General features: G+C 53.0%; 18 protein-coding genes. 3 read left to right on the top strand and 15 right to left on the bottom strand.

Annotated elements, in window-relative coordinates; all coding sequences use genetic code 11:
• Positions 1-279: 279 nt before the first annotated feature.
• Positions 280-2,016, top strand: coding sequence for an ABC transporter ATP-binding protein (locus KI379_RS10995; RefSeq protein ID WP_212983567.1), 1,737 nt, complete (start codon positions 280-282; stop codon positions 2,014-2,016).
• Positions 2,017-2,097: 81 nt separating this feature from the next.
• On the opposite strand, the gene KI379_RS10990 is transcribed toward KI379_RS10995, so the two are convergent.
• The 7 genes from KI379_RS10990 to KI379_RS10960 all read right to left on the bottom strand — a co-directional run bounded on the left by KI379_RS10990 (position 2,098) and on the right by KI379_RS10960 (position 10,966).
• A complete protein-coding gene (locus KI379_RS10990; RefSeq protein ID WP_076166519.1) occupies positions 2,098-2,361 on the bottom strand; it encodes an HPr family phosphocarrier protein in 264 nt (87 codons plus the stop codon).
• A 3-nt stretch (positions 2,362-2,364) separates the two neighbouring features.
• A complete protein-coding gene (ptsP, locus tag KI379_RS10985; RefSeq protein ID WP_212983566.1) occupies positions 2,365-4,089 on the bottom strand; it encodes a phosphoenolpyruvate--protein phosphotransferase in 1,725 nt (574 codons plus the stop codon).
• Positions 4,090-4,151: 62 nt separating this feature from the next.
• On the bottom strand, positions 4,152-5,291 hold the full coding sequence (locus tag KI379_RS10980; RefSeq protein WP_212983565.1) for a mannitol-1-phosphate 5-dehydrogenase: 1,140 nt from the start codon (positions 5,289-5,291) through the stop codon (positions 4,152-4,154).
• Positions 5,288-5,725, bottom strand: coding sequence for a PTS sugar transporter subunit IIA (locus KI379_RS10975; RefSeq protein WP_212983564.1), 438 nt, complete (start codon positions 5,723-5,725; stop codon positions 5,288-5,290). Before KI379_RS10975 ends, KI379_RS10980 begins: the two co-directional genes overlap by 4 nt.
• A 5-nt stretch (positions 5,726-5,730) precedes the next feature.
• Positions 5,731-7,902: a BglG family transcription antiterminator gene (locus KI379_RS10970; protein WP_212983563.1), complete on the bottom strand. Its 2,172-nt coding sequence runs from the start codon at positions 7,900-7,902 to the stop codon at positions 5,731-5,733.
• Positions 7,903-7,987: 85 nt separating this feature from the next.
• A complete protein-coding gene (locus tag KI379_RS10965; protein WP_089547050.1) occupies positions 7,988-9,463 on the bottom strand; it encodes a PTS mannitol transporter subunit IICB in 1,476 nt (491 codons plus the stop codon).
• A gap of 753 nt (positions 9,464-10,216) precedes the next feature.
• A complete protein-coding gene (locus KI379_RS10960) occupies positions 10,217-10,966 on the bottom strand; it encodes an SDR family NAD(P)-dependent oxidoreductase (protein ID WP_212983562.1) in 750 nt (249 codons plus the stop codon).
• Positions 10,967-11,104: 138 nt separating this feature from the next.
• On the opposite strand from KI379_RS10960, the gene KI379_RS10955 reads away from it, so the two are divergent.
• Positions 11,105-11,998 (top strand): LysR family transcriptional regulator, encoded by an 894-nt coding sequence (locus KI379_RS10955; protein WP_212983561.1) that lies wholly within the window; start codon positions 11,105-11,107, stop codon positions 11,996-11,998.
• Positions 11,999-12,097: 99 nt separating this feature from the next.
• Positions 12,098-12,754: an NADPH-dependent F420 reductase gene (locus KI379_RS10950; RefSeq protein WP_212983560.1), complete on the top strand. Its 657-nt coding sequence runs from the start codon at positions 12,098-12,100 to the stop codon at positions 12,752-12,754.
• Between the two features lie 97 nt (positions 12,755-12,851).
• Here the strand turns inward: KI379_RS10950 and KI379_RS10945 are convergent, their stop codons facing one another.
• The 8 genes from KI379_RS10945 to KI379_RS10910 all read right to left on the bottom strand — a co-directional run bounded on the left by KI379_RS10945 (position 12,852) and on the right by KI379_RS10910 (position 21,105).
• Positions 12,852-13,325, bottom strand: a complete 474-nt coding sequence (locus tag KI379_RS10945) for a GNAT family N-acetyltransferase (RefSeq protein ID WP_244879254.1) — start codon at positions 13,323-13,325, stop codon at positions 12,852-12,854.
• Between the two features lie 72 nt (positions 13,326-13,397).
• Positions 13,398-13,709 carry a Dabb family protein gene (locus tag KI379_RS10940; protein ID WP_212983559.1) on the bottom strand — a complete coding sequence of 104 codons (312 nt, stop codon included), beginning with the start codon at positions 13,707-13,709 and terminating at the stop codon, positions 13,398-13,400.
• Positions 13,710-13,822: 113 nt separating this feature from the next.
• Complete coding sequence (locus KI379_RS10935) at positions 13,823-14,827, bottom strand: LacI family DNA-binding transcriptional regulator (protein WP_244879253.1); 1,005 nt, start codon at positions 14,825-14,827, stop codon at positions 13,823-13,825.
• 13 nt (positions 14,828-14,840) lie between these two features.
• The gene (locus KI379_RS10930; RefSeq protein ID WP_212983557.1) at positions 14,841-15,731 is read right to left on the bottom strand and encodes a CehA/McbA family metallohydrolase; all 891 of its coding nucleotides are present in this window, start codon (positions 15,729-15,731) and stop codon (positions 14,841-14,843) included.
• A 34-nt stretch (positions 15,732-15,765) separates the two neighbouring features.
• Positions 15,766-16,674: a carbohydrate ABC transporter permease gene (locus KI379_RS10925; protein ID WP_089547042.1), complete on the bottom strand. Its 909-nt coding sequence runs from the start codon at positions 16,672-16,674 to the stop codon at positions 15,766-15,768.
• A gap of 17 nt (positions 16,675-16,691) precedes the next feature.
• Positions 16,692-18,416, bottom strand: coding sequence for an extracellular solute-binding protein (locus KI379_RS10920; RefSeq protein WP_212983556.1), 1,725 nt, complete (start codon positions 18,414-18,416; stop codon positions 16,692-16,694).
• 128 nt (positions 18,417-18,544) lie between these two features.
• Complete coding sequence (locus KI379_RS10915; RefSeq protein ID WP_105443214.1) at positions 18,545-19,495, bottom strand: ABC transporter permease; 951 nt, start codon at positions 19,493-19,495, stop codon at positions 18,545-18,547.
• A gap of 611 nt (positions 19,496-20,106) precedes the next feature.
• Complete coding sequence (locus tag KI379_RS10910; RefSeq protein WP_152403917.1) at positions 20,107-21,105, bottom strand: LacI family DNA-binding transcriptional regulator; 999 nt, start codon at positions 21,103-21,105, stop codon at positions 20,107-20,109.
• Positions 21,106-21,141: the final 36 nt, after the last annotated feature.

Below are 21,141 nucleotides of genomic sequence, written 5' to 3'. Positions count from 1 at the left end.
TGACTGCACAGGAGCCCGCATCTTTTTATAAGAAAGTGCGTTTTATTTCATTACCCGCCCCATCCTTCATGAATCAATCCCATAAGCCGTTAATAAAACGTACCCACACCGCAGTAATTTTTAGATATAGGCAAATTTTACTCCTAAATGGAAATCTGTTCGGATATGATGAAAGTAATTCTTATGGAAAGGGTGTTTTCTATGAAAAAAATCGCCGTCTTACCTACAAACGGGAGGGCGACTATACTTTAACCCTCCTGCATTACGGGAGGAATCCAATTGAATTCCAGAATCAAAAAATTCATTTCCTACTATAGACCCTACAAGGGACTGTTTGCCGCCGATATGGCATGCGCTTTTATTTTGTCGGCGATTACGCTTGTTCTTCCGCTCGGCGTCCGCTACATTACCTCCGAGCTGCTTGACGGTGCTCATTCTGACTCGCTTTCCCAAATCTATGAGGTCGGTGCAGGGATGCTCGCATTGGTCATTCTCCATATTGCCTGCGAGGTGTTCGTGGATTACAAAGGCCACATGATGGGCGCGATGATGGAAGGCGACATGCGAAGCGAACTGTTCGAGCATCTGCAGAAGCTTTCGTTCCGTTTTTACGACGAACAAAAAACCGGCCAGCTGATGACCCGGACCACAAACGATATTTTATCCCTTGCCGAGCTGTACCATCACGGACCGGAGGACCTGCTCATCTCGATCTTGAAATTTACCGGTGCGTTTATCATTTTGATCGCGATCGACGTTAAGCTGACCTTAATTGTCTTTGTATTTTTGCCGGTGATGGCTGCGTACGCGTTTTATTTTAACCGGAAAATGAATGCGGCCCTGCGAATCAGCCGGGACCGGATCGGGGACATCAACGAGCAGGTGGAAGACTCCCTCGCCGGTATCCGTGTGGTCAAATCGTTTACGAACGAGCACGTGGAGATCCGCAAATTTGCCCGGGCCAATGCCCGCTTTCTCCAGAGCCGGAGCGACGGGTACAAGAGCGAAGCCATTTTCTCCGGCGGAATGATCGGCTTTACACAGCTGATTACCGTGGCCGTTATCGTCTTCGGCGGTGCCGCTATCCTCCACTCGTCGATGCAGCTTCCGGACTTGCTGACCTTCTTTTTATGCATCGGCATTCTGATCGAGCCCATTCAGCGGATGGTGAATTTCGCAAGGCTGTATCAGGAAGGTATGACGGGGTTTGACCGGTTCATGGAGATTTTGGAGGTAGAGCCGGATATCTGCGACGCGCCAGGGGCGGCAGAACTCGGCCATGCCGAAGGCAAGGTGGAATTCCGGCAGGTCTCCTTCAAGTATAAAGATGATCACCGGGAAGTGCTGACCGACCTGTCTCTTACCATCGAAGCCGGCGAATACGTAGCCATCGTCGGTCCGTCCGGCGTCGGGAAAACGACGCTGTGCTCCTTGATCCCCCGGTTTTATGAAGTCAGCGGAGGAACCATTCTTTTGGATGGCAAAGACATCCGTGGATTAACTTTGCGGTCCCTCCGGCGGAACATTGGCATCGTCCAGCAGGATATCTATTTATTTGCTGGCACAGTTATGGATAATATCCGTTACGGCAACGTGGAGGCGACCCGCGAGGAAGTTATCGAGGCGGCGAAAAAGGCCCATGCCCATGATTTCATTATGGGGCTGCCGGACGGCTATGATACCGACATCGGCCAGCGCGGAATCAAGTTATCCGGCGGTCAGAAGCAGCGGCTCAGCATTGCACGCGTGTTTCTCAAAAATCCGCCCGTGATCATCTTTGATGAGGCCACCAGTTCGCTTGACAACGACAGCGAGCAGGCGGTACAGTCGTCGCTGGAGAGGCTGTCCGACAACCGTACGACGTTGGTGATCGCCCACCGGCTGTCTACGGTCCGGAATGCACAGCGGATCATCGTGCTGACCGATGACGGGATTGCGGAACAGGGAACGCATGAAGAGCTTTTGGCACAGGGCGGCACCTATGCGCATTTATATAACATGCAGCTTAAGTTGTGACCGGCTGCTCCCCTACAAAAAAACCATCCAGTCCAACAGGGATTTCTCCCTGAGGCTTTGGATGGTTTTTGCTGCTTCAGACTATTCTTCGTAAATTTTGGTGAGCATTTGGCCCAGCTCCTGCAGCGCCTGCTCTTCCTGCTCACCGTCGGCTTCCAGCCGGATTTCATCGCCGGCGGCAATGCCCAGGGTCAACAGCCCGAGGGAGCTTTTGCCGTTGGCTTTTTTCTCGCCTTTGAACAGCGTAACTTTACAAGGAAACGTATTTGCCTTCTCTACGAACAGTTTCGAAGGGCGGGCATGAAAACCTTGCGGGTGGATGACGGTAAAAGTTTGGGATACCATAGCTTATGCTTCACTCCTTAGTTGTTGGTTGACAAAATCAAGCACCTCTTGCTGGGTGCTCATGCCGATCGCCTGCTCGGCCAAACCTGCCCATTCCTCTCTGGACAAGCGGGAAATCAGTTCTCTGGCCGGGAGTACGGACGAGGCGCTCATGCTGAATTCATACAGTCCGAGGCCGAGAAGAAGCGGAATCGCTGCCGAATCTCCGGCCATTTCGCCGCACATGCCGGCCCATTTGCCGTGGCGGTTAGCTGCCTGGATCACAAGCTGCACCAGACGGAGAATCGACGGATGATGAGGCTGATACAGATAAGCGACCGATTCGTTCATCCGGTCCGCCGCCATCGTGTACTGAATCAGGTCGTTCGTGCCTATGCTGAAAAAGTCCACTTCCTTCGCCAACACATCGGCGGCGATCGCTGCAGCGGGAATTTCGATCATAATGCCGACTTCAAGCGTATCGGACACCTTCGTGCCCTCCTGCTCGAGCTTGGCGCGTTCTTCCGCCAGAATCCGCTTCGCCTCACGAAGCTCGCCCAGGACGGCGATCATCGGGAACATAATGGCTAGCTTGCCGTGCATGCTGGCCCGGAGCAGCGCCCGAAGCTGGGTGCGGAACAAATCCTCCTTATCCAGGCATAAACGGATGGCCCGCTGGCCCAGAAACGGATTCATCTCTTTCGGCAGCTGCAGGTAAGGCAGCTCTTTATCGCCGCCGATATCCAGTGTACGGATGACGACGCGCTTGCCGTTCATTTTCTCCAATACATGCTTGTAGACGGAATACTGCTCTTCTTCGGAAGGGAACGAGCTGCGTCCCATATACAGAAATTCGGTACGGAACAAGCCAATGCCGTCCGCCCCGTTCGCCAGTACCTTCTCCAGATCGTCAATGCCGCCGATATTGCTGGCCAGCTCCACCTCAACGCCGTCTGCGGTGACCGACGGCCGGTCCACATAGCTGCGCATGCGGGTCTTATACTCTTCATATTCTGCCTTACGAGTGGTATATTCGCGGAGCTGCTCATCCGACGGATTGACGATGACCTGCCCGGCCGTAGCGTCAAGAATGATCATATCCCCCGTCCGAATCGCAGAAGCATCCGCACCGGTCCCGACGACGGCAGCCAACTCCAGGGAGCGGGCCATGATGGCGGAATGCGACGTCCGGCTTCCGATCTCCGTGACGAAGCCCCGGACGAATTCCAGATTTAACTGGGCCGTATCCGACGGGGTCAAGTCTTTGGCAATCAGAATCGTTTCGGCGCTCAGCTCGGACAGCGCGCTGTGCTCCCGTCCCTCCAGCTTGCTGATGACCCGTCCCGTGATATCCTTAACGTCTGCCGCGCGTTCCCGCAGCATCTCGTTATCCATGGACTGCAGCGCTTCGATGATGCTGGAAGCCACTTCGTACAGGGCATATTCCGCGTTGACGCCGTCGCTCTCAATCTGGTCCAGTGTCGTGTCGATCAGGTCCGGGTCGTCCAATAGAAACAGGTGAGCTTCAAAAATCTCGGCCTTCTGCGGTCCAAGCCGCTCCAGCGTCGTTTCACGGATCCGGTCGATATCAGCCTTGGCCGCATCCACGGCGCTGCGAAGACGCTGTTGCTCAGCAGCAGGATCGTCGACCTTTCTCTGCTGCGGGATGGACTCCTCCGCTTCCAGCCGGTACGCTTTGGCAATGGCGATGCCCGGTGATGCGGGCACGCCGGTCAGCAGTTGGCTCATGGGCCATACCTCCTTATTTTACGTTGGAATTCATCTATCGTGAACATGCTAGTTTCGATCGATTATTGATGATTGTAAGCCTTCAACACTTTCTCGGTCAGCATATGGTCTGGATCCAGACCGCTTACTTCGGCAAAAGCCTGGCGGACGCCTTGATCCGCGATCATGCCCTGCAGCTTGACGGCCTCCGGATCTTCCGCGAAGTCGAATTTTAGAGCCAGCGCCATAACCTCGGTCAAATGCTCGAAAGCACCGCCCTGCTCCCAGGCACGAAGCGCCGGCCGGACCAAGCGGTCATCCGGGGACAGCTTACGGATCGGCGACCGGCCGACCCGGACAACCTCGTCGCTCAAATACGGATTACGGAAGCGGTCCATGATCGTGCGGATATAGTTCTCATGCTCCGCAGGATCAAAGCCGTAAGCACGCACGAGCATGCTTCCCGTTTCCTGAAGGGCACCGGTAACCAGCCCGGCGACTTCCTCGTCCTTCATCGCTTCCTGGATGGTCGAATACCCTTTCCGGTATCCGGCATAAGCCGCGCTGCAGTGACCGGTATTTACTGTGAAAAGCTTGCGCTCAATATACGGAATCAAGTCGTCAACGTAATGAACGCCTTGGATTTCCTGGGAGCCGGAGAACATTTGGGATCGATTGATCACCCATTCGTAGAACGGCTCCACCGTGACAGCTAGCGGATCCTCATGATGCTGCAGCGGCACGATACGGTCTACCGCAGAATCCGGGAAGGCTGCAAAAGAAGCCGCTTTTTGCTGCTCTTCGAGCGACAAATGGCCCATGACATGTTCTCTCAGCTGGGTGCTTGCGCCGATGGCGTTCTCGCAGGCAATGACATGCAGCGGAGCTGCTCCGCGTTCCATCCGAAGCTTCAAACCAGCTGCAATCCCCGGGGCGATATGTTTCAGAATGTTCACTCCTACAGCCGTCGTAACCATATCGGCGGAAGCCACTGCTTCTGCCACCGCTGCGGGATCCCGGCCGTCAATGGCGTTAACGCCCTCTACCGGGATTTGCTTCCCGCTCTCGTCGGCAATGGTAACCGTGTAAGAACCGCGCTGCTGGATCGTTTGCATCAACGACTCGTTCACATCGGAAAATACGACCTCGTAACCCGACTGCGACAGCAGCAAGCCGATAAATCCCCTTCCGATATTGCCTGCGCCGAAATGTAGAGCCTTCATTCTTCCATCCCGCTTTCAAAGATGCTCAAAATTTCCTCGGCGGTCTTCGCCGTACGGATGCCTTCCATGCTGTCCTCATCCGAGCAAACCATGGCGACGCTGGTCAAAATGTCCATATGCTCACCGTTCTGGGCGGCAATCCCGACGACGAGTACCGCCGGCTCATCCCCGCCAAAATCGACCCCATCCGGAATTTGAAGCACGGCCAATCCGGTCGACTTGATCATTCCTTTGGCTTCGTTGGTCCCATGGGGAATGGCCAGGCCTGCGCCCATATAAGTGGACAAGGCATTTTCGCGTTCAATCATCTTATCGACATATTCCTGTTCCGCATGTCCGGCATCAACCAGCATTTGTCCGGCAAGGCGAATGGCCTCATACTTGTCGGATACTTTAACGTTCACTCGAATTTGATCTGCGGATAAAATACTCATGATGATCACTCTCTTTCCAATTTGTTTTTTAAGTATGCGCGGAGATGGGCGGACAATAGTTCCCTGATGCGCCCTTCATCCCCCTCCGCAAGGGCTTCAATCATATCCGTGTCCAGCAGTGTTGCGCTGATTTCGCTCAGCACCTCCAGGGTTTCCCGCTCGAGCTGCCGCGGAGCCAGCATCAGTAAAAAGCGCGACAGCTCAACGTCACCTGAGTCATCCAGCCTGAGCCGCTGATCCAGTTCAAAGAGCATCAATGCCGGCCGTTTCACCGCATCGCTGCGCGTATGAAACAGCGCCAGCTCCGTGCCGGGAATCAGCTGGGTCCCGTGCTGTTCCCGCTGCAGCAGCAGAGCTGCGACTGCTTCCGGATCCAGAATCACGTCCCTGAGCACCGGCGCTGAGCAGGCGGCAAGCAGCCATTGATCAAGGCTCGGCTGCCCTTCGATCCGCAGCGGCAGCACGCGAAAAGCTTCCAGGAGCTCAATGCTTTGCTGGAGGGTTTGGTGCAATGAACGCAAGCCGTCAATATCGGCTGTGCCGGCCGCTTCCCGGCGTCCGGCAGGCCAATCTCTCAGCTCAGGTGCCAAATCCTCCAGTAATCCCGGCAGCGGCTCGGCATCCGCTGATAACGCGTCCGGCAGGGGCTTCACGCCGCGGTGCCGGATATAATCCCGGAGCTTCTCCGCTTCAGATGGGGTAAGCAGCGGGCTCAGCTTCAAATATTGTTCCTCCGGCAGCGGCAAGTCGACGGTACTGATGATCAAATCATAGTCCGTTCTCGGTATCCTTGCGGCCTCATACCATGAAGCCTGTTCGACGATTTGGAGCTGCGGAAATTCTTTACGCAGCCGAACTGCCAGCATTTTCGAAGAACCGATCCCGCTCGTGCATACGATCACCGCTCGCATATGCTGAGGGATCTGGCCGATCCGCTCCCGCGCGGCTCCAAAATGCATCACCAGAAAAGCGATCTCCTCGTCCGGGATGCGGACAGAAGGAAAAACGGCGTCAGCTGCCTGCCGGACCCGGCCGAACAGCTCGGCATAGTCCTTGCGGATCGTATCCAGCAGAGGATTCCGGATCCGCTGCCCTGCTGTGATTCGTTCCATCGCCGCTTTCAGATGCATGAACAAACCGTCCCGAAGGGAGCGGTCAGCGGTGTAGTCGTTCGCATCCAGTTCCCTCATTTTACGGATGAGCGACCGGACGGTCCCGGCAAGCTCCAAATCGTCCGCCGGCAGCATTCCTGTCGAATGAGCCAGAGCTCTTTCAAGAAGTTCTGCGGTATACCTCACTTCAGCAAGCGGATATTCCATTTTCAGAACTTGACCCAGCTCATCGCATAAAAGTTTGGCAGACTTTAATTTATGGTCTTGAGCCGGCATAGCGGATGGCCGGTCAAACCGCCGCAGATTGATGAGGCGGTCGGCTTCCGCTTCAGTGACCGTGATGCCCTTGCGAATGCGGGCTGCCGCGATGGACAACCGGATCAGCAGATCGGTATAGGCTTCCTCACTGAAGGATTCTTCCTGATGCCGCTCCTCCCACTTCCATAAGGTTTCTTCGATCACCGAAATGCGGTCCGCCCCGGCCATTGAGACGATTCGGGCATCCACAGGATGATGCGGATTCTGCTCCGAGTACCCGATAAGCGACAAGTCATCCAGCCGGAAGCGGACGAGCGTACGAATCGCCTCGCGGATCAGAGGCTCCGAGCCGGTAATTTCCACTCCATAGCCTCGCCGGCGGATCAGCAGCAAGCCTTGTTTGCCGATCCAGTCGGTCAAATCGTCCAGATCTGCTCCTACAGTCGGTACCGTGACCTTCATCTCGTGGGCAAGCGTAAACAGCTTCACCGGTTCCCGCGAACCAAGCAGCCGGGCAAGGAGGTATACCTGCCGCTCATCCGCCGAATATTCGATCTCGGCGGGCATGAGCAGCTCCGAGCGGACTTGTTCCATTTGAGAAGGGTCACCTTCTACACTGAGGCCGGAACCGGCTTTCCGGTGAAGCGTAATCCCGTGCCGATGCAGATAGCTCTCGACCGTGTCCAGCTCCCTGTGCACCGTCCGCGGGCTGACCCGAATGCTGCTGGCGATTTCGGCAACCGTACTCTCCGAAGGGCTGCGCAGCAGCAAATCCAAGATCTGTCTTACACGGTGTGACAATTCCATGCCCCTTAGCCTCCATAACGACCGCAAAAGGCGCTTGGATGCCGGCCCATATGCCCGCATCCATTCGCCTCAAGCGTTTTTATAGTTATTTCAAGCGTTCGACAAGCTCGTCATATTCCGGACTCTTCAGGAAGTTGTCGATGGAAATATGCTCTGCTTGCGGCGCTACGCCGCGAGCACGGTCTGTCAACGTTTTATGCGTGACAACGATATCCGCGTCGGACGGAATGTCGCTGATCGCCGTGTTCGTGACCTCGATCGGCGATCCGGCGGCTTTCATCTTCTTGCGAAGGATGGAAGCGCCCATGGCGCTGGAGCCCATGCCAGCGTCGCAGGCGAAGACGATTTTGTGAACCTCGTCTTTGCTCTTCTGCCCTTCAGCCGTGCTTGCCGCCGAAGGAGCCGTTGCTTCTTTCGCCCCTTCTGCCGCAGCGGCCGCCGCAGCAGCCGGAGTTCCTGCAGCTTTCATGTCTTTCATACGTTTCGTTGCTTCTTCAAGATCGTCCTGGTCTTCTTCCGTCTTCTTGCTGGTTTTCAGCAGAAGCGCAGCCACGACGAAGGATACGATCGCAGCGGTGATGACCCCGCTCAGTACGGGTAGGATTTCTCCCCGCGGCGCCATGGCCAGGTAAGCGATGATGCTGCCCGGAGATGGCGGGCCAACGAGTCCCGCGTTCAGCAGCGAGAACGTAAATGTGCCTGTCACGCCGCCGGCCATTGCCGCCAGAATGAGGCGTGGGTTCATCAGAATGTACGGGAAGTAAATTTCATGAATCCCGCCAAAGAAGTGAATAATCGCCGCACCCGGTGCAGATTGACGGGCGGATCCGCGGCCTACGATCATGTATGCGAGCAGGATACCGAGTCCGGGACCCGGGTTCGATTCAAGCATGAACAGGATGGATTTGCCTGCGGTCTGCGCTTGTTCAATCGCGATCGGGCTCAATACCCCGTGATTGATAGCATTGTTCAGGAACAGCACCTTCGCCGGCTCGATCAAAATGTTGACGAGCGGAATCAGGTGGTGGTGAACCAGAAACTCAACGCCGGAGGAAAGCACGTTGGTGACGGCTTCGATGATGCGTCCCACGATCGAATATGCGATCAGGACGAGCACGCCGCCGATAATGCCGAGCGAGAAGTTGTTGACCAGCATTTCGAAGCCGGACTTGATTTTGCCTTCGACGGCTCTGTCAAACTGTTTGAGCACCCAGGCAGCTCCTGGACCGACGGCCATCGCGCCGAGGAACATCGGAATGTCGGTTCCGATAATGACGCCCATCGTGACCAGGGCGCCGATCACGCCGCCGCGCTGCTTGTGCACCATCGTACCGCCGGTGTATCCGATCAGCAGCGGGAGCAGGTACTTGATCATCGGGTCGACCAGCTTCGCGAGATACTCGTTCGGAATCCAGCCGGTCGGTATGAACAGAGCCGTGATCAAGCCCCACGCGATGAACGCTCCGATGTTCGGCATGACCATGCCGCTCAGGAAGCGCCCGAATTTTTGAACTCCGACCCGGGCGGCACCGGATGCGGAGGAAGATGTGGATTGGGCCATGAGGATAACCTCCTTGTAAACTTTTGTCGAACGGTATTTTACAATACGTCGTTCGTCCTATATCCATCCTAGCCGACATCAACCTGACACTCAATAAAATGAAAACGCTATATTGTCAGGAGCCCTGATGACAAAACTTTATGAATCCCGCCTAAACCCTTGATGTATCAGGCTTTTGCAGACCCGGTGGGGATGACATGCAGGGGAAACATACGGGCTAAGTTCACTCCGGTCAGCTAAGACTGCATTTGTTTAATCTGTAATTTTCCAAGATTAAGTTTTCCTTTCTGGAACCTGATCATGGGTAGCTTTTCCCATTAAGTGGACCTGATTCAGAAATTACCGATTTTTCACAAAATAAGAAAAACGTCTATCGACGTACCTTCACAGAAGACAGACCGCGTCTAAAGGAAGTTTTTCTTGCAATATCAGGAAGCCATGGCTCTGGAGTTTATACATTCTGATATTATAAAAAAAACGTCTATCGACGTACCTTCACAGAAGACAGACCGCGTCTAAAGGAAGTTTTTCTTGCAATATCAGGGAGCCATGGCTCTGGAGTTTATACATTCTGATATTATAAAAAAACGTCTATCGACGTACCTTCACAGAAAACAGACCGCCTCTAAAGGAAGTTTTTCTTGCAATATCGAAACCATGGCTCTGGAGTTTATACTTTCTGATATTAAAAAAAGCGCCCTGGTATAGGGCGCTAGCGTGCGTATGTGTTGGCCATATCCGGCATGAAAGATGTCATCTCCCAAAAAGCCATCCGCCATTGACGTTCAGAATTTCTCCAGTGACATAAGATGCATCCGACGAAATCAAGTATAAGACCGCGGCAGCTACCTCGTCCGGCGTCCCCGGACGCCCGGCAGGAATATTCGGGATCAGCTGCTGCAGTTTATCCTCACGGTGGCCAAAACCGGTATCCGTAATCAAGCCTGGAGCCACGGCATTCACCGTTATCCCTTTGACGCTCAGCTCTCGGGCTGCAGCGTACGTAAGGCCATGGAGCCCGGATTTCGAGGCGGCGTATGCCAGGGACCCGGGGCCGCTTCCACCTGTAAACGCCCCGATCGAGCTGATATTGACGATCCTGCCGCCCGGACTTGCCAAATATGGCGCTGCGGCAGCCGTCATCAAAAATGCCCCCTTCAAGTTCACGCCAATAATGTCATCCCAGAACCGTTCGGAATCTTCAAGAGGCACTCCGGTAGAAACGGCCTCACCCGTGAATCCCGCATTGTTAATCACGATATCTAAACGTCCGTTTTGGTGGACTACCTCCTCGACGGCCCGCTGTACATCTTCACGGCAGCGTACATCTGCTTGTACCCATGAAGCGCCTTCGCCAAGCCGCTTACATGCTTCCCTCAGAGAAGTTTCGTGTCTCCCAAGGATCATGACACCGATTTCTTCTTGTATGAGTCGTTGAGCAATCGAGAATCCGATTCCACTGCTGCCGCCAGTTACGATCGCTGTACGTTTCATTGGAGTCATCTTGATCACCTTTCCTTTCGCCATGTGTGTGACATTGGATGAATTCTATTGTAATATCAATCCGATCATAAGCGAAATATCGGTTTTATATTTCTGTAATAAGTTTTACTTATTAAAAAAGGGACTTGGAGGATCGTTATGGAACTGCGGCAGCTCAAATATTTCGTCACTTTGGCCGAAGAACTGCACTTCGGACGTGCAGCCGATCGGGTGGGAATCGCCCAGCCTGCACTTAGTCAGCAGATTCGCCAGCTCGAACAGGAGCTAGGCGGGGCCTTGTTTATCCGTACCAAACGAAGTGTTTCGCTGACAGCGGCCGGAAGTTTATTTTATGAGGAAGCCAGAAACTTGCTCCACCACGCGGATCGTGCCGTGGATAAGGTTAGCCGCGCATTTTCGGGGATGATCGGAGAACTCAGGATCGGATTCGTGGAATCCGCAACTTGGGACATTCTTCCTCAGGTCATTTCGGCGTACCGTCAAAAATATCCCGAAGTCCAAATCACACCATGCCATTTACATTCATCTTCCCAAATCGAAGCTCTGTTGGATGGCACGCTAAGCATCGGTATTACAGGCATTCCCGTGAACGAGCCGCTTCTTATGTCCTACTCCATCCGGAGCGAGCCTTTCTGGGTCGCATTCCCTCCCGAACATCCTTTGGGTAACCGCCATACTGTGCATATCGGCGAATTAAGCAGGGAATCGTTTATTACTACCAACCGGGAAGTAGGAAAGGTTTATTACGATACCATGATTCAAGTATGCATGGAGGCAGGGTTCAGTCCAGCCATTGTTCAAACGGCCGACGAAATGCATACGTTGTTGTCGCTCGTTTCATCGGGTCTCGGCATTGCCCTGATTCATGAATCTGCCCGGCATTTGCGCACCGATCTCGCATATAAGCCAGTACTTGGAGTTAGCCAATCCGCATACAGGATGTCTTTTGTATGGAAAAAGGACCCCATCTCTCCTCTTCTCCGAGGCTTCCTGGATACCATGCAAAAGCTCTACCCGCAGCAGGATCACTAATTTGGAAAAAAATAGTTTGCAGCGCTTTACATCGATAACTGTTTTTGTTACAGTTTATTTGAAAATATACAACTAATTCGGGAAAGGAAGTCGGAATAAATGAAAATTGCGATTATCGGTGCTGGAAATATCGGCGGAAATCTCGCCCGCCGCCTGACCAAACTCGGACATGAGGTGTCCATCGCCAATTCGAGAGGCCCACAAACCTTGGCTGCACTTGCCGAAGAAACAGGAGCAGCACCCAAGGAAGTCACGGAAGTGGCGAAGGGCGCAGAAGTGGTCATTGTGACGATTCCACAGAAAAACATTCCTAACCTTCCTGCCGGAATCCTCGACCATACCGCACCGAATGCCGCGATTATCGATACGGGGAACTATTACCCTCGCCAGCGCGACGGTCTCATTGCAGAAATTGAAGCAGGCCTGCCGGAGAGCCGCTGGGTGGAACAGCATCTGAAGCGGCCCGTAAATAAAGCTTTTAACGGCATATCCGCCCAAAATCTGCTGGAACGCGGCCTGCCGAAGGGCAGCCCTGGACGTTTGGCGCTGCCGGTGGCTGGAGACGATCCCGCCTCTAAGCAGGTGGTGCTTGACCTGATTGAAGAACTTGGCTTTGACGCCATCGACGCCGGGGGACTGGATGAGTCCTGGCGACAGCAGCCGGGTACGCCAAGCTACCGCGAGCACGACGCCGACAGCCTTCGCCAAGCGCTCGCGGAAGCCAGCCCTGAGCGCCCGGCGGAGTTTAAAGCTTGATCGCCATATAAACAGAACAAAAATCCCCTTAGTCTCCAACGTACGGAGAAAAGGGGATTTTTTCTTTTATACTGGTATCGGATTACCTTGCCGAAGACTATACAAACACTTTTTCAAAAGCCGGAAAGCCCGCTTCCCGTCCCGGATAGTTCACTTCGCCCCGCTGATCGTAGCCGAGGCCCCGGTACAGCTTGAGGGCCGGCGCGTTTTTGGCGTATGTATCAAGCCGGATGCTCTTGTATCCATTCTCTTGGGCAAACTGTTCCGCAAAAGCAACCAGCTTACGCGCGATTCCTTGTCCCTGGGCCATCGGATCCACAGCGATCCGGTGCATCATCAGATGCGGCCCTTCCGTCTCCGTCCAAGGTATCTTGTCATACTGCTCATCTTGATGTTGATCCAGCACCATGATGCCAAGGATCCGTCCGTCGCCTTCCGCTGCGAACAGCGTCCCCCGGCTCAGATCTTCCCCGATGACATCCCGGTTCGGATACTCGTCGTCCCATTGGTCGCTGCCGCCTTCTTGCATGACCTGAACGCATCTGGAGATCAATTGCATGATCTCTTCCATCTCATCTCTCCGGCCTGTTCGAATTTGAATATTCAAAGCTTGCACCATCCACGTCCTTTCGAAAATCTAACCTCAATGCTCATATCCGGCATAATCGATTTCGAGGAACTGGCTCACTTCCTGATCCCAACGGTCCCTCACAAATGCCACGTGCTGCGGATGAGCGTTATAGGCTTCATAATCCGCCCGGCTGTCAAACTTCATGGAAAAACCAAAGTCATATGTATTCTTGGGGCTGATTTCCCGGAATACTTGAAATTCCTTTACCGTAGGAATCGAGCTGAGCGCAGCCCTGCCGTCCTCCAGAAATCGCTGTTCAGCTGACGAACCCTTCTCATGGTTGAGCGAAAAGATGACCGAATGGATGATTGCGTCGTCTTTCACGTTATAACACTCCTTTTTTCATCGAAATGACAAACGAGCCTTTTACTATTATAAAGGCTAACCAAAGAGATGGACAGCTTCAAAGCATCCCGGTTCATGGGGATTCACAACCTTCACAGAGGTCTGCAGCTGTCGCGCACCGCTAACCGATGACCCAAAATGATATCTTCGGCTGTTCGCTTTTCTCCTGCAATGAACTGAAGCAGCGTTTCGACCGTCACCTCGCCCATTCGCTGAATGGGCTGCTCCATAGACGTGATCCGCGGCCGGACGAGCTCGGTCATCTGGCTTCCGTCAAAGCCGACCACCGAAATATCCTCAGGAACTTTCAGGCCGTGATCGATAATGCAGTTGACTGCCCCGATCGCCATATCGTCGCTGACGGCAAAGACCGCCGTCGGTTTATGTTTGTATCGAAGGAACTCACCCATCAGTGCATAGCCGCTGTTCACCTTGTAATCGCCGAAACGGACAAGTTCATGGACAAATTTAATTCCATGGTCCGCCAAAGCATTCCGGTACCCGCTGTACCGGTTTTGGCCGGAAGTCATATCCCGCATGTCCCCGCCGATAAAAGCAATCTGCTTATGCCCGAGTCCGATTAAATATGTCGTTGCGTCATAAGCTGCGGCATAATCGTCCACGATGACCGATACGAAGGATTGGTCCATCGGCTTCACGCTAGAGAAGATGACGGGAATTTTTAATTTCTCGATAAAATTCCGGATATCCTCATTGATCTTCTCGTGCATGATAATGATGCCTTCCACGCGCATTTCCTTGAAAATGTTCAGGTATTTGAACTCCTTGTCAATGTCCTCGCTGATATTGCAGACGAGCAGATTATAATGATTGGAAGCAGCGGTCTGCTCGATGGAGCTCAGAATGGTCGAATAAAAGCTGGAGGTCAGATCCGGCACGATGACCCCCAGCAGATTGGTTTTGTTCCTGACCAGGCTTCTGGCAATATGGCTTGGCGCATAACCCAGGTCTTCAATGGCCTGGTTGACGCGGTCCTTCAGTTCTTCCCTGACGTATTTTTCCCCGTTTAAAACACGGGAGACCGTTGTCGTAGAGACACCGGCCCGTTTGGCAACATCCTTGATTTTAACGCTCATACCCATCTCATCCCTAACGCTGATTAATGAACAAGGGTTGAGAGAACGCCGCATAGCCTCCTTCAATATAGGCGCTGACGCGGACATACCCTTCGTCTCCCATACACGAATAAGTCACTTCCGTAATCCGTCCCGTTTCCTCATGCAGCACCCTGCCGTCTTTCCCAAACAAGGTCACGTATTTATACATCCGGTCCAGCAGTTTGTTCGACTTCAGGCGGATGCAGATCTGACGATCTTCGGTCTGAATCGATTCAAAACCAAAACCAGTGGAGACATAAAAACTGCCGCTTCGGATCGCGCTGAGAATGGACTGCTGCGAATTTTCTTCGGCAAGCACGATGTTCCAGGCCTGCTTCTCTTGTCCGTACACATGGGAATCGTCGTTTCCGAAGCCCCATACCCGTCGACCAGCCGAAAGCATCGCATCCCATTTATCAAACGCGATATCGTATTCGATGTTCCCGTCCCCGTTGTAAACCTCGATTCCGGTCACCCGCTCCATCTGCAGCATGTCCTCCAGGTTCCAGTAATTCGAAAAATACCGGTTCGGATGCACGAGAACGCAGATTCCGCCATTATCCAAGGTCGCATCAGCAAGCCTTTGGTAATTTCCTATCGAAAACTCACTGCTGTAGCCCTCCATTATGGAACGTGGAGGTGCAACGAGAAGCATGTGAGGCTGGCGGCTGCTGACCTCGATCGCTTCAAAAACCGTGGGGATGCTGCATTCTCCAGCCAAATCAGTCATTTTGTCATGATCCGAAATCGCTAGAAAATCATAATCGGCATACATCCGATATACCGTTTCCAGCGGAAACCAGCCGTCGCTGTTGTTGGTATGATTATGAAAACTCCCGCGAAGCCATGTTCCTCTTTTATCATAAGGGTTTTCGATGCGCATGCCAAATCCTCCCTGGTTAATCATCGTTCTGCAATTATTCCTTAATCGAACCGATCATGACGCCTTGGGCGAAATACTTTTGAATAAACGGATAGATGATGATGATTGGCGCTACGACTATGATGATCGTTGCCATCTTCATGGAATCGCCCGTTACCTGCATTTTCTCCAGCGCGTCATATTGGTTCATGCCTGCGGCGGATTCCAGCTTGCTGCGCATCGCTTCCGCCCGCGTGAGCATCTCTTGCAGCAGTGTCGATAGCGGCCGCAATTTTGCCGATCGGACATAAAAAGCGCCCGTAAACCAGTCGTTCCAGTGACCGACGGCGTTGAACAACGCGATGACAGCGATCACCGGCTTGCTGAGCGGCAGTATGATCCGCATAAAGATGGCGAAGTCATTGTAACCGTCCATCCGCGCAGACTCTTCCAGGCTGGGATGAATTTGCTGAAAGAACGTCCGCATGATGATCAGGTTCCAGGCGCTGTACAAGCTCGGGATAATATATACCCAGATCGTATTGGTCAAATGCAGCGATTTCAGCAGCATATAATACGGGATCATTCCCCCGCTGAACAGCATCGTAAAGAAGATCAGCAGCGTGAAGAAGCGTACTCCGGGCATCGTTCTGCTCTTCAGCGCATAGGCGCCCATCGCGGTCAGAAATACGCTCGCGACCGTGCCGACCACGGTTCGAAACAGCGAGATGCCGAAAGCCGTTACGATATTCGAGGAGGCGAACACCTCCTTGAAATTTTGGATCGACCATACCCGGGGCCAGAAGTAAATCCCGCCGCGCTCCGCATCCTTCCCTGCGTTGAAGGAGAGCGCCAATATGTTCAAAAACGGCAGGACGATGGACAGGCACAGCAGCGTGATCAGCAGGTAGATTACGAAGATATATACTCTTTCACCCAGCGGCGTCCGGTAAAATGGCTTCATCCGCATGATCCTCCCATTTAGAATTTCAAATGCGTTTTAGCGTCGGCATTTTTCTGCTTCAGCAGATCAAGGAACGCCTGCAGTCCGGAGGCATCCAGCTGCTTGGAAGCGGAGTCCAGGATCTTCTTCGCCTCATCCAGGTTTTTTGCATAATACGCCCGAATCAGACTGTCGTCATAATTTTCGAACGCCGCCTTCAGCTCGGTTCCCTGATCAAATTCTCCGATGAAAGATAAAGGTGTGTAGCCGTCCACAACATTCGCTTGTTTGCGTTTGTCATCCCAGCCCCAGTAATCGGCGATTTTCAGCGCCCCCGCATTCACTTCCGGAGCAACCGCGTCGCCGTACTCCATTTCCCCGAAGTCGGCCATCCGGTCAATATCCGTCGATCCCAGCAGCTCACCCCAATAGTTGCCGACACCCGCAAAGCCAAGCTTCTTCGCTTCCTCGGGATTGTTTTGCTTCAAATCCAAAATATCTTTGTTGGCCAGAGGGTTCCCCTTGGCATCCAGGGTGTAATCCCTTCCTTCAATCCCGTACTGCCACAGCAGCTTTCCTTCCCGGCTTGCCAGGAAGTCCGCCAGCTTCATGATGTCTTCCGGATCTTTGGTCGTTGCCGGAATCGCCCAGGCCGAGTATCCGGATTTATAATCGACCTGCATTTGGTACGGACGGTCAACGTAATTGATCGGTCCCAGCGGCAGGTAATGCATATCGCGGTTAAATTCCTGATAATTATGCATATCTCCGATAATTCCCCACGTTCCATTCAGGGCGCCTTCCGTCGCCCGGCTTTCGTCCATCGTGAAAAATTCGGGATGCAGCAGTTTCTCGCTAAGGAGCTTTTGCACATACTCAACTTTTTTCAATGCATATTCGGTCTGGCTTTCATGCAAAATGTTACCTCCTGCATCCTTATTGATCCGCTGGTCGGCGCTGCCCCACTCCAGGTCGTTAAACAAGGCACCGACCTCCTTGCCTCCCCAGTAAGAAGGACCGATCGGAACGACGTCCTTGCCGTTCTTGTCCTTGAACCCGCCTGCCTTGATCTTTTGCGCCAGCTCATACAGCTTCTGGGTCGTATCAATCGTGCGCGGATCCACGTGCAGAGCGTCGGCAATATCCTTGCGGATATAAGGACCACCGGCATATTTACGCGTCGAGTACCCGCCTTGCCTGGCGATGTTCATATGGACGAAATAGGACGATCCGCCGAACTCCGGCCGGAACATGACCCCATACTTCGTATCAAGCGGTAGGTAGTCGTCCTGCAGATATTTGCTGTAGATCTTCGTGTCCTTCATCAGCGGCGTGAGGTCCGTAAACATTTGCTCTCTGGCCGCTTTCAGCACGACCTGCATTTCGGGCCGGCCGCTGTTGTTAAGATAGAACGTTATAAAATCGGGCAGGTCGTTCGACGCCAGCCCTGCAATGAGTCCGTCGATGGAATGGTCCGCCACCATGATTTCGATTTCCAGGTCAATGCCTGTCATCTCTTTCAGCTTGGCCTTGATTTCCGCATTCATATCCTCCGTGTAGTCATCCGTCCCCATAAAGACCAGCCCTTTTACTTTGCGGTCCGCAATCCAGGTCGCAGGGTGATTAGCCGTACCCGCATCCTGATTAGCCGCCGTCGGTTCGCTGTTTGGACCGCTTGAATCATTTCCGCTGCACCCAACTAGAAGCATGGAGGCGATCAGCGGCATGGACAACATTTTGAACCACGTTTTCCCTTTCAGCATTTCGGCATCCCTCTTTTCAAATCATTAGTTAATGGCCTTTCCCCTGTCTTTACATGGATGTAATCATGGATGTAATCATAGTTGGCAATCATGGATGCAAGAATGCTGTTACAAAGCATATGGTATCGCTACCATACTGACGTGTCAGAAACTCTTCTTGAGATACGGTTGGCAGTAACGACCAGGATCAATCCGATCAAGCCCTGCATTAATCCTACGGCGGTTGCATATCCGTATTGGCCGCCTTGAAGACCGATGCGAATGACATAAGTATCCAAAATTTCAGAGAGCTGCATGTTTCCCGGGGTTCTCAGGAGGTACAGCTGATCGAATCCGGCGGACAAAATATTACCCAGTGATAGAATGAACAAAATGAGAATCGTTGGACGGATGGAAGGGAGTGTGATGTACCAATGCTCCTTCCACTTGTTCGCCCCGTCGATTTTGGCCGCCTCGTACATATCCGGGTTGACGCCTGCGATCGCCGCCAGATAGATAATGGAGTCCCATCCGATGGTCTTCCATAAATGGCTGCCGAACATAATGGAATAGAAATAATTCGGTTCCATCATATAAAAGGTGCTTCCGTCCCCGCCGAAATAAGACACGACCTGGTTGAGCAATCCGTTATCCGGAGCTAGCAGGCGTTGAGCAAGCCCCACGACCACGACCCAGGACAAAAAGTGCGGGAGATAGGCGATACTCTGGGCGATGCTGCGAAAATAACGGTTGCGGATCTCGTTGAACATCAAGGCAAGAAGGATCGGAAAAGGCAGGCCGATAAACAGCTTCATGCAGGAGATGATCAAGGTGTTCTTGATGAGCATTGCGCTCTGATAATCATTGAAAAAACGCTCAAAGTACTTCAGACCGACCCACGGGCTTCCGAGGATTCCCGTATTGAACTTGTATTCCTTGAAGGCTAAGATCAGGCCGACCATCGGTATGTAGGAAAATACGATAAAAAAAGCGAGGCAAGGAAGCAGCATGATGTAGAGGTATTTATGCAGAAGAATGTTTTTCCATCGTTTGCCGGGTGTCTTTCCAGGTACAGCTGCTGTTTTCACCTGGGTTTGCATGGACTGGGATCACCTTCTTTTTTGTGGATGATTGCTGATGAACCGAAGCGGTGTCTTGCATGCCGCCCGTCACTCTTAACCGATGTCATGATCACTGCACATATCTGTTATCCTAAGGCTCAATCCCCCCTTTTTACTATAAGAATGGCTTTTCATTTCGGCTATAATTGGAATATAGTCTCTCAAGATGAGGTGTAAATCAAAAATGGTTGCACATTTTGTAAAATATTACATTTCCTTGGTTGAATTCAAGCTCCGAATATGATCCTGATACGATTGTTGGCATCGATACTTAAATCGTTATTCAGTGTGTATGGTATCGATACCATATTGAAACTCTTCACCCCTTCTTAAAGCCAAGTAACATAAGCTTGAAGCGAAACGGGCTTTGGACTCTCCCCCTAGGAACAGTGTCGTAACCTGGGACTGGAAATGTGAGGTAAGCGCTTTACCTTGAGGAAATTATAATCTACTCCGGCATGAAAGCGCAATCATTATTTTTGTAATAAAATGTCTATGTTTGTAAAATGGTTGGAACTGCCTCCTTAGTCGGGGAAATGCGATGGGATCATCGCGAGCACAAAGGGGATTCAACAACAAAAAAAGCGCCGTTACACGGCGCTGGTTGTTCCACGGACCACGAGTTCCGGCAGCAGAACCAGGCGCTGCTTGGAGGGCTTGCTTCCGTCGATTTCTCCAGTGATCAGCTGGACGATTTCTTTTCCCATTTGCTGAACGGGCTGGGCCACCGAAGTGAGCGGCGGATCGATAATCGTCGCCAGCACCGTGTTGTCAAAGCCAACGACCGAAACATCCTCAGGTACGCGCAGGCCAAGCTCCCGGGCAGCCTGCACGACTCCGATCGCCAGCAGATCGTTGCATCCGAAGATGGCGCTTGGCGGGTTGGACCCGCTGAGCAGCTCCTTGGCTGTCGCCTTTCCTCCCTCTACATGAAACGGACTGACCGCCACCAAATTCTCGTCATAGGGAATCCCTGCTTCTTCAAGGGCTTTCCGGTAACCGCGAACCCGTTCCTTCGAGCTCATCACAGCCAAGTCCTCCGCAATCACGGCAATGTTCCGGTGTCCGAGCCCAGTCAAGTGAGACGCAGCCAGATAGCCGCCTAAGTAATCGTCCACGAGCACTGTATCCACTGCAAGCAGCGGCATCTCCCGCGCGATGACGGCAACCGGAAGCTTGTATTTCATCAGCTGCTTCATCATGGCGTCGTTGCGGGCGCCAGTGGCGATGATGATCCCGTCGGCGCTCTTTTGCCGGAGAACGTTGATGTACCTTTCTTCCCGGGTCAAGTCGTTGTCGGTGCTGCAAATGACCAGGCTGTATCCAAGCTCGTGGGCATGATCTTCAATGCTGCGGGCCAGCTCGGCAAAAAACGGGTTCGCGATATCCGGGATCAGGAGCCCGAGCGAATACGTCCTTTTCTTGGTCAATGCGGATGCGACGACGCTCGGCTGGTAGTCAATCCGTTTCATCACGTCCTGCACATGCTTTCTTGTCTTGTCGCTGATCCGGCCGGTCTGGTTGATGACCTTGGATACCGTGGCAATGGACACGCCGGCTTCCCGGGCGATATCGTATATCGTCGCCACCCTCGTCCCCCCTTCCTTAACGCTGCTCTGTACTCT

The sequence above is a fragment of the Paenibacillus cineris genome, assembly GCF_018333335.1.
In the GTDB taxonomy this organism is placed as follows: domain Bacteria; phylum Bacillota; class Bacilli; order Paenibacillales; family Paenibacillaceae; genus Paenibacillus_AQ; species Paenibacillus_AQ favisporus.
The sequence above is the reverse complement of the archived record's forward strand: the minus strand, read 5'-3'. Positions and strand labels throughout refer to the sequence as shown.